General features: G+C 54.9%; 19 protein-coding genes. All 19 read right to left on the reverse strand.

Annotated elements, in window-relative coordinates:
* Positions 1 to 11: 11 nt before the first annotated feature.
* Positions 12 to 374, reverse strand: coding sequence for a 50S ribosomal protein L18 (gene rplR / locus VAE57_RS16935; RefSeq protein WP_322823022.1), 363 nt, complete (start codon positions 372 to 374; stop codon positions 12 to 14).
* A 90-nt stretch (positions 375 to 464) separates the two neighbouring features.
* The gene (gene rplF, locus VAE57_RS16940; RefSeq protein WP_322823023.1) at positions 465 to 1,028 is read right to left on the reverse strand and encodes a 50S ribosomal protein L6; all 564 of its coding nucleotides are present in this window, start codon (positions 1,026 to 1,028) and stop codon (positions 465 to 467) included.
* A gap of 18 nt (positions 1,029 to 1,046) precedes the next feature.
* Complete coding sequence (rpsH, locus tag VAE57_RS16945; protein ID WP_012258245.1) at positions 1,047 to 1,448, reverse strand: 30S ribosomal protein S8; 402 nt, start codon at positions 1,446 to 1,448, stop codon at positions 1,047 to 1,049.
* Positions 1,449 to 1,503: 55 nt separating this feature from the next.
* Complete coding sequence (locus tag VAE57_RS16950) at positions 1,504 to 1,689, reverse strand: type Z 30S ribosomal protein S14 (RefSeq protein WP_012258244.1); 186 nt, start codon at positions 1,687 to 1,689, stop codon at positions 1,504 to 1,506.
* Positions 1,690 to 1,745: 56 nt separating this feature from the next.
* Positions 1,746 to 2,288, reverse strand: coding sequence for a 50S ribosomal protein L5 (gene rplE, locus VAE57_RS16955; protein ID WP_012258243.1), 543 nt, complete (start codon positions 2,286 to 2,288; stop codon positions 1,746 to 1,748).
* A 54-nt stretch (positions 2,289 to 2,342) separates the two neighbouring features.
* Entirely contained in the window at positions 2,343 to 2,675 is a 333-nt protein-coding gene (rplX, locus tag VAE57_RS16960; protein WP_012258242.1) for a 50S ribosomal protein L24, read from the reverse strand.
* A complete protein-coding gene (gene rplN / locus VAE57_RS16965) occupies positions 2,675 to 3,043 on the reverse strand; it encodes a 50S ribosomal protein L14 (RefSeq protein WP_012258241.1) in 369 nt (122 codons plus the stop codon). Before rplN ends, rplX begins: the two co-directional genes overlap by 1 nt.
* A gap of 2 nt (positions 3,044 to 3,045) precedes the next feature.
* Positions 3,046 to 3,315 (reverse strand): 30S ribosomal protein S17, encoded by a 270-nt coding sequence (gene rpsQ / locus VAE57_RS16970; protein ID WP_416208472.1) that lies wholly within the window; start codon positions 3,313 to 3,315, stop codon positions 3,046 to 3,048.
* Positions 3,316 to 3,332: 17 nt separating this feature from the next.
* Positions 3,333 to 3,539: a 50S ribosomal protein L29 gene (rpmC, locus tag VAE57_RS16975; RefSeq protein ID WP_322823024.1), complete on the reverse strand. Its 207-nt coding sequence runs from the start codon at positions 3,537 to 3,539 to the stop codon at positions 3,333 to 3,335.
* Positions 3,526 to 3,981: a 50S ribosomal protein L16 gene (gene rplP, locus VAE57_RS16980; RefSeq protein WP_012258238.1), complete on the reverse strand. Its 456-nt coding sequence runs from the start codon at positions 3,979 to 3,981 to the stop codon at positions 3,526 to 3,528. Before rplP ends, rpmC begins: the two co-directional genes overlap by 14 nt.
* The gene (gene rpsC / locus VAE57_RS16985; RefSeq protein ID WP_322823025.1) at positions 3,968 to 4,699 is read right to left on the reverse strand and encodes a 30S ribosomal protein S3; all 732 of its coding nucleotides are present in this window, start codon (positions 4,697 to 4,699) and stop codon (positions 3,968 to 3,970) included. The genes rplP and rpsC overlap by 14 nt, the downstream gene beginning before the upstream one ends.
* Before the next feature lie 15 nt (positions 4,700 to 4,714).
* Positions 4,715 to 5,056 carry a 50S ribosomal protein L22 gene (gene rplV, locus VAE57_RS16990; RefSeq protein ID WP_012258236.1) on the reverse strand — a complete coding sequence of 114 codons (342 nt, stop codon included), beginning with the start codon at positions 5,054 to 5,056 and terminating at the stop codon, positions 4,715 to 4,717.
* Between the two features lie 91 nt (positions 5,057 to 5,147).
* Positions 5,148 to 5,435, reverse strand: a complete 288-nt coding sequence (gene rpsS, locus VAE57_RS16995) for a 30S ribosomal protein S19 (RefSeq protein WP_015909214.1) — start codon at positions 5,433 to 5,435, stop codon at positions 5,148 to 5,150.
* Between the two features lie 233 nt (positions 5,436 to 5,668).
* A complete protein-coding gene (rplB, locus tag VAE57_RS17000) occupies positions 5,669 to 6,493 on the reverse strand; it encodes a 50S ribosomal protein L2 (RefSeq protein ID WP_322823026.1) in 825 nt (274 codons plus the stop codon).
* Positions 6,494 to 6,568: 75 nt separating this feature from the next.
* Complete coding sequence (rplW, locus tag VAE57_RS17005) at positions 6,569 to 6,853, reverse strand: 50S ribosomal protein L23 (protein ID WP_322823027.1); 285 nt, start codon at positions 6,851 to 6,853, stop codon at positions 6,569 to 6,571.
* A gap of 2 nt (positions 6,854 to 6,855) precedes the next feature.
* Positions 6,856 to 7,524, reverse strand: a complete 669-nt coding sequence (gene rplD, locus VAE57_RS17010) for a 50S ribosomal protein L4 (RefSeq protein ID WP_012258232.1) — start codon at positions 7,522 to 7,524, stop codon at positions 6,856 to 6,858.
* Positions 7,525 to 7,536: 12 nt separating this feature from the next.
* Positions 7,537 to 8,169 (reverse strand): 50S ribosomal protein L3, encoded by a 633-nt coding sequence (rplC, locus tag VAE57_RS17015; protein ID WP_012258231.1) that lies wholly within the window; start codon positions 8,167 to 8,169, stop codon positions 7,537 to 7,539.
* Positions 8,170 to 8,280: 111 nt separating this feature from the next.
* On the reverse strand, positions 8,281 to 8,589 hold the full coding sequence (gene rpsJ / locus VAE57_RS17020) for a 30S ribosomal protein S10 (protein WP_012258230.1): 309 nt from the start codon (positions 8,587 to 8,589) through the stop codon (positions 8,281 to 8,283).
* 63 nt (positions 8,590 to 8,652) lie between these two features.
* A partial coding sequence (locus VAE57_RS17025; RefSeq protein ID WP_322823029.1) for a hypothetical protein occupies positions 8,653 to 8,756 on the reverse strand: 104 nt, incomplete at its 5' end.

An 8,756-nucleotide genomic window follows, 5' to 3' on the forward strand; every position in this document is an offset into this window, starting at 1 on the left:
CCCTTGGGCAACTAGAAGTTCAGACCAGCTTCGCGGGCCGCCTCGGCCAGCGCTTTCACCCGTCCGTGATACTTATAGCCGCCGCGATCGAAGACCACCTTCGTTATCCCGGCCTGTAGCGCTCGCTCGGCAATCAGCTTACCGACCAGCGCCGCCTCTTGGGTTTTAGTCAACTCAGGGCTGCCACTCCATCCCTTCTCGTTAGTAGAAGCAGCCGCGAGTGTATGACCAACAGTATCATCAATCACTTGTGCGTAAATATGAACATGGCTCCGAAACACGTTAAGGCGTGGCCGTTCAGGCGTGCCAAAGACACGCTTTCGGATGCGATTATGCCGGCGAAGCCGGAGTTCACGTGGTGTTCGTTTTCCCATACGATCCTCAACACTGCCGCGACAGAGATGCCATCCCCTGTCGCTCGCTGCGGGGTGATAGCTGCGGCACAATAACCGCAGCTATCCCAACTACTTCGCCTTCCCAGCCTTCCCGGCCTTGCGGCGAATCTTCTCTTCCGCGTACTTAATGCCCTTGCCCTTATATGGCTCCGGTGGACGCAGGCTACGGATCCGTGCCGCCTCCTCACCTACCTGTTGCTTATCAATACCAACAACGGTCAGAGCCAGTGGGTCATTGGCCGACTTACGTTCACCAACGATATAGCTAATGTTCGGTGGTGGCTCAATGCGAACAGGGTGCGAGAAACCCAGGTTAAGAACCAAGGTTTTCCCTTCGAGCTGAGCACGATAACCAACGCCATTAATTTCAAGTGCTCGTTGCCAGCCCTGAGTTACACCCACCACCATATTGTAGATCAGGGTACGGGTCAAGCCGTGCAAAGCGCGGTGCAACTTTCCATCAGAGGGGCGTTGTACGGTAATAACGTCCCCTTCCTGGCGAATAATCATCTCGGGATGCAATTGCTGGCTCAGGGTTCCCTTCGGACCCTTCACCGTCACGAGATTCTGCTCGCCGATGGTAACCTGAACACCTTTCGGCACGGTAATCGGTCGTTTTCCAATTCGCGACATGATACTCCTCCGTGCGCGTTACCAAACGTAGCAGAGCACTTCGCCACCGACGCGCTCGCGCCAGGCTTCGTGGTCGGCGAGCACTCCCTTGGGCGTTGACAGGATGCACAGCCCAAGACCGCCGCGCACTCGTGGAATGTCGGTACGCTTGGTATAGATGCGCAGCCCCGGCTTGCTTACCCGCCGTAAGCCAGTGATGGCTGGTCGACGGTCGGGCAGATACTTCAGCGTGATCGTGATGGTCTTATGCGATTTACCATCATCAATCACGGCATAATCTCGAATAAAACCTTCACGCTTGAGGATGCGGGCAATCGCCTCTTTCATGTTCGATGCCGGCATCGATACTGTCGTATGGCGTGCCATACACGCATTGCGAATGCGTGTGAGCATATCGCCGATAGGATCATTTACACTCACGGTATGCCTCCTCACCAATCGGGCGTCAATAGCACTTTTGATTGCCGCACAGCACTCACCAGCTCGATTTGACGACGCCCGGAATGAGGCCCTTCAACGCATGTTCGCGGAAGCAGATACGGCACATCCCGAACTTGCGGATATAGGCCCGTGACCGACCGCAAATCTTGCAGCGATTGTAGGCGCGTACCGAAAACTTTGGTGGCCGCTGGGCCCTAACAATCCACGACTTCTTAGCCAAAGGAATACCTCCTCAAATGCGTTGAACCAGTCAGCGCAATGCGCTCTTAGTTCAAACTAATCACGAAATGGCATGCCGAGTCGTTTGAGCAATGCATACGCCTGCTCATCATTCGGTGCACTGGTGACAATTGCCACCTCTAGCCCACGAATCTTATCGATCTTATCGTAATCAATATCTGGGAACACAATCTGCTCGCGCAGACCCAGACTGTAGTTTCCGCGGCCATCGAACGAGCTTCGGCTGACACCACGAAAATCGCGAATTCGCGGCAGGGCCAGCGAGCAAAGACGATCCAGGAAGTCGTACATCCGATCTCCGCGCAAGGTAACCATTGCCCCAATCGGCATCCCTGCGCGCAGCTTAAACGATGCAACCGACTTCTTAGCCCGCGTAACTACCGGCTTTTGACCAGTAATCGTTGCGAGGTCATTAACGGCGGCTTCAATGGCCTTTGCATTCTGTACCGCCTCGCCGACGCCAACATTCACCACAATCTTGACGAGGCGTGGCACTTGCATGATGGATTTGAACTTGAACTCCTCCATCAATGCAGGAACGACCTCTTTCTGATACTTTTCTCGTAATCGAACGGTCATGGCGCTTTCTCCAGGGGCTTGGCGACAGACTCCGCTGCGCCGGCCCTGAACAGACTACTTATCAATTACAGCATCACAGGCCTTGCAATAGCGTACCTTGCGTGGTCGGCCTTTGTGATCGGTCTCTTCAAGGAAGCGCTTGCCCGTGCGCGAGGCACGGCCACAGCTCGGACAAATCAGCATCACATTCGATGCGTGGAGCGGCGCTTCCATTTCGATAATACCGCCAGGGCGACCAGGGCCACGCGGCTTCTGGTGGCGCTTAACGATATTGATCCCTTCGACAACAACTCGGTTGACAGCCGGCAGGGCGCGCTTAATTTTTCCCCGGCGCCCCTTATCTTTGCCGGCAATCACCAGCACTTCATCACCAGTCTTCACATGCATCACAGCACCTCCGGGGCGAGCGACACGATTCGCATAAACTGCTTCTCGCGCAGCTCACGGGCCACCGGGCCAAAGATACGGGTGCCGCGAGGGTTATTTTCCTTACCAATCAGCACCGCTGCATTATCATCAAAGCGGATATGAGAGCCATCAGGCCGACCGTATTCCTTGGCCGTGCGGATAATTACCGCCTTGACGACATCGCCCTTTTTGACCTGGCCGCCGGGTGTAGCAACCTTTACCGAGGCAACGATAATATCGCCAACTCGACCGTAGCGCACCCGTGAACCTCCGAGGACCCGGATACACATGATCTCTTTTGCCCCGGTATTATCGGCAACCTTAAGCCGTGTTTGAGGCTGGATCATGGCTATTCCTCCTCGCCACGCTTCAGAATTTCTACCACCCGCCAGCGCTTTGTGCGGCTTAGCGGACGGGTTTCTTCAATCCGTACCGTATCACCCACTTTACAGACATTTTCTTCATCGTGGGCGTGAAACTTCTTCGTGCGTCGAATAATCTTGCGGTAGAGTGGGTGTGGTTTGAGATAATCCACGGCCACCACTACCGTCTTGTCCATTTTATCGCTGACGACACGACCAACTTTTGTCGTCTTGCGCTTTTGTTCTACGGTCATCATGCTCTGCTCCATATTCGTTAGCCGAGCTCAGCCTGCGCCAATTCACGTTCGCGCAGAATGGTGAGAATGCGCGCAATCTCTTTTTTCACCAATCGCGGCCGTGCCGTGTTGGTCAACTTGCCAGTAGCCTTTTGGAAGCGCAAATTGAACAACTCGACCTTATACTCGGCCAACTTCTCGCGCAATTGCGCATCGTCAAGGGTGCGCAGTTCATTCGCTTTCACTGCTCACCTCCTCGGGCTTTGCCATCGTTCCCTGCTCTTCGCGATCAATCACCTTACACTTAATCGGCAATTTTTGCGCAGCGCGACGCAGGGCCTCATGAGCTACATCTTCGCGCACACCGGCCAGCTCGAACATAATTCGACCGGGCTTAACGACAGCAACCCAGTGATCGACTGAACCTTTGCCACCACCCATACGGGTTTCAGCTGGCTTGCGGGTAACGGGTTTGTCTGGAAAGATACGGATCCAGACCTTACCACCACGCTTGACATAGTTCGTGATTGCACGACGGGCAGCCTCGATCTGGCGGCTGGAAATCCAGCTCGGTTCGAGTGCCATCAGGCCATACTCGCCGAACACGACATTATTGCCGCGGTACGAGAGGCCGGGGCTACGCCCTTTCTGCATCTTGCGGTACTTCGTGCGCTTAGGCAGAAGCATTGCTATTCCTCCTCGGCTGGCGTTCACGCCGCTCGGGGGCGGGCGTGGGCGCGGCTGCTGGTGGTTCAGCCGGGACTTTAGCGACCTGGTTCGGGAAGACCTCTCCCTTGTAAATCCAGACCTTTACTCCAATCCGGCCATAGGTAGTATGCGCATGTACCTGGGCGTAATCGATATCAGCGCGCAGCGTATGGCGTGGCACGCGACCCTCTGCCTCTTCATGTACACGCGACATCTCGGCACCACCAAGGCGACCCGAGCACCGCACCTTTATTCCCTGCGCTCCAAGACGCATAGCGCGTTGAACTGCCTGCTTCATTGCGCGCTTATAACTCACGCGCCTGGTGATTTGTTCACCAATGCTCTCCGCGACCAACTGAGCGTCAAGTTCGGGTTGATGAATCTCTTTGATATTGAGCTTAATCTTCTTCCCGGTCTTGCGCTCCAATGCACTCTTCAACGTGTCAACATTCGTGCCGCGTTTCCCGATCACAATGCCGGGTTTAGCCGTGTAGACCGAAATCTCGATCTTATTGGCCGAGCGTTCGATCTCGATCCGCGACACGCCAGCGCTTTGCAATTCCTTGCTAATCAGCTTGCGCAGCTCGATATCTTCGTGGAGCTGACGAGTGTACTCTTCGCCTTCGGCGAACCACTTCGATTGCCAGTCCTTGATATAGCCGAGCCGGAAGCCAATCGGATGTACTTTGCGCCCCAAGCGAGCCTCCCTCTACTAGTACTCCGACCTGTCGGCTACCACCACAGTAATGTGAGTGGTCGGTTTGCGGATGCGATTCGCCATACCACGCGCCCGTGGCATAATGCGCTTCAAGACCGGACCCTGATCGGCATAAATGGTCTTGATGTACAACGACTCGCGATCCATGTCAAAGTTGTGTTCGGCATTTGCAGCAGCCGACTTGATAGTGCGTGCAACCTCACGTGCTGCCTTTTGTGGCATATAGCGGAGAGTTGCCAGCGCACGATCGACATTCATACCGCGCACAACATCCATGACAAGGCGAACCTTCAATGGTGAGATTCGCACATAGCGGGTAACAGCTTTTGCTTCCATTGCTCTTCTCGTATTGCTACCCGAAGCATCACCACAAGCGTGCTATTTTACCACGTTTCTGGTAAGATGCAATCGAGCCTATCAGCGGGAGCTACTTCACTTTCCCGCGCTTATCGGCCTTTTTGCCACCATGGCCGCGGAAGAAACGTGTGGGCGCGAATTCGCCCAGCTTATGCCCGACCATGTTCTCTGTAATATAGACGGGCACGTGCCGACGGCCATCATGCACCGCAATTGTATGACCAATCATCTGCGGGAAGATGGTCGAATCACGCGACCATGTGCGAATCACCCGCTTCTCATTGGCCTTATTCATCGCTTCAATTTTATCGAGTAATTTAATATCGACGTATGGCCCCTTCTTCGACGAGCGGGACATAGTTCCTGCTTTACCAGTCCTGCGACAAGTGCAGACCTGGAAGGCTGCCTTTCTCCAGCCACGTTTGACGCTTCAACGAGATTAACCGCAAGCGGTTGTACAATCTCTCCACGCCCGTTTATAGTCTCCGTGAACCTGTTTCGGCGACTATCAAGACTCTCAGCGCATCCGACAACCAATCGTTGTTGCCCAATACAGCTGGGCAACAACGATTGTCACCCGACAAGACAGCATTACTTGCGCCGGCGAACAATGAAGCGGTCGAAGCGCGGGTTGTGACGTGTCTTGACGCCACGTGCCGGCTTGCCCCACTTCGTCTTTGGCGTGCTCATACCGCGAGGTGCGCGACCCTCACCACCACCGTGGGGATGGTCACGGGGGTTCATAGCAGCACCACGCACGCGCGGACGACGGCCCAGCCAGCGCGAACGCCCAGCCTTGCCGAGACGAATGTTCTGGTGATCAACATTACCAACCTGGCCGATAGTAGCCATACAGCGCAGGTGGATCATGCGCATCTCACCGGAGGGCATGCGCACGATGGCATAATCACCTTCTTTAGCCATCAATTGGGCTGCGGTACCAGCCGAACGAACCAGCACACCGCCACGCCCGATTTCAAGCTCGATATTGTGAATCTGGGTACCGAGCGGGATAGCGCTCAGCGGTAATGCGTTGCCGATCCGAATTTCCGCATCAGGACCACTCATCACTGTGTCACCAACTTTCAGACCAAGTGGCGCAATGATGTAGCGTTTCTCACCATCGGCATACGCCAACAGCGCAATGCGAGCGGTACGATTCGGATCGTACTCGATGGCCTGTACCTTTGCGGGAATGCCAAACTTGTTGCGCTTAAAATCGATAATGCGATAGAAGCGCTTATGGCCACCACCGCGATGGCGCACCGTAATCCGGCCCTGGTTGTTACGGCCAGCTTTCTTGCGCAACGGTTCGATTAAGCGTGACTCTGGTTTTTTCTTTGTAATCTCCTCGAAGGTCGAAACCGACATATTGCGGCGACCGGCCGAGGTTGGTTTGTAGATGCGAACTCCCATTGTTGTTCTCCCTTTACGGGCGACGGCTCTTCAGTGCGAACCGTCGCCAATCACTACCTTCATTCCGGCAGTGATTTATGCTCCGAAGATCTCGATCCGATCGCCTTCGGCAAGGGTTACTATCGCCTTCTTCCAATCGCGAGTATAGCCCATTGAGCGACCACGCCGACGAAGTTTGCCACGAACATTCATCGTGTGGACTTTCGTAACCCTCACGTTGAAGATCGTCTCAACCGCATGCTTGATTTGCGGTTTGGTCGCCTCACGGTGCACCTCAAACGTATACTTGTTGAGTTCCATGAGGCTGGTATTCTTCTCAGTGATCAGCGGACGGATCAGAATATCATACGGCGTCAGCATGGTTATTCCTCCTGCGCCGGCGTTGCCACGCGAGTACGCTCGCCGAGATAGCTCTCCACTACTTCAACGGCAGCCTTTGGCATCACGATATGATCGTAGACGAGAAGATCGCGCACATTGAGGTAGTGTGCCAGCAATGTTTTCACTTGCGGCAAATTGTTGGCCGAGCGGCGCAGATTTTCATTCGCCGGACTCTTGCTATCAATCACGACCAGGGTTTTCTTGTCGGCAAGGCCGTGCGCCTTGAGGAAAGCGATAAAATCTTTGGTGCGTGGCCGTTCAAATGTCAGCTCATCAACAAAGCGAATTTGATCGGCGGCAAACTTCGCCGATAGTGCCGAGCGTACACCTAGCCGACGCATCTTTCGCGGCATAGCCAGGCGATACGAGCGTGGATGGGGGCCGTGGGCTACACCACCACCCTTGTGATGGGGAGCACGGATCGAACCCTGACGGGCGCGTCCGGTGCCCTTTTGGCGATAAAGCTTGCGTGTTGATCCCTTTACCTCGCCGCGACCACGTGTGTTGTGAGTACCAAGGCGGGCATTGGCGTTTTGCATCACAACGTATTGATGCATAACAGCCACGTTCGGCTCAATGCCGAAAATATAGTCACTAACCTCAATGGCGCCCACCTGTTCGCCAGCCTGATTATAGAGTGTTGCCTGCATCACTTTTCTCCTCTAGCCCTTCACCGCTTTGCGGATCTGAAGCAGGCCATTGCGGGCGCCAGGAACGGAGCCCTTCACCAGTAGCAAATTCTGTTCGGGCAACACCTCGACGACCTCCAGATTCTGGATAGTAACCCGAGTGCCACCCATACGACCGGCCATGCGTTGACCTTTCCATACACGGCCCGGAGTTGTACCAGCACCGATAGAACCAGGAGCACGATGGCGGTCGCTCTGACCGTGCGTCTTTGGACCACCGCGGAAACCGTGACGCTTGACGACACCGGCAAACCCGCGGCCCTTTGACGTACCAGAGATGTCAACCTTCTGGCCAGGCCGGAACAACTCAACAGTCACCACCTCACCAGGGGTGTGCGCCTGGGGATCATCGGCGCTGAATTCGCGCAGATAACGCAACATTTTGCCACCCGATGCCTTCAGGTGACCCTGTTGCGGTTTGGTCAGCTTGCGCGGCTCAACTTCTTCATAACCGAGCTGCACAGCGCTGTAGCCATCGCGCTCCGGCGTGCGAATCTGGGTGACGATGCAGGGGCCGGCAGCAATGACCGTCACCGGAATGGCCATGCCTTGGGCGGTGAAGTACTGCATCATCCCGATTTTACGACCTAACAATCCGTGAATCATTGATGCACCTCCGCAGCGTGCGTCTTTGCGCAGCGGCTGCATTTCCGACGCTCGTTACTCTGATTAACAAAGAACGAAAGTGTCACCAGAGCACTTACGTCTACATTTCTTCTACAACTTAATCTCAATATCGACGCCAGCCGGCAGATTGAGTTTCATCAAAGCATTAATCGTTTGCTGGCTTGGATCAAGCACATCGATCAGTCGCTTGTGCGTGCGAATCTCAAACTGCTCTTGAGAGTCCTTATCAATAAAACCAGACCGGATCACGCTATAGCGCTCGATCTTGGTAGGAAGCGGAACAGGTCCGGCAACGAGCGCACCTGTTCGCTCGGCTGCCTCGACAATCTGACGTGCAGACTGATCGAGGATCTTATGGTCATACGCCTTCAGGCGAATACGAACTTTCTGTTTAGCCATCTTTTTCTCCAATCAACGGGGACGTGGTGGAGAACCACGCCCCCGTCACCGGTTTACGCTATGCTAATCCAGGATCTTGGTTACAACACCAGCACCGACGGTGCGACCACCTTCGCGAATAGCGAAGCGCAAGCCCTCTTCGATAGCCACCGGTACAATCAGCTCAA

It is taken from the genome of Chloroflexus sp. (assembly GCF_034434295.1).
GTDB lineage: Bacteria > Chloroflexota > Chloroflexia > Chloroflexales > Chloroflexaceae > Chloroflexus.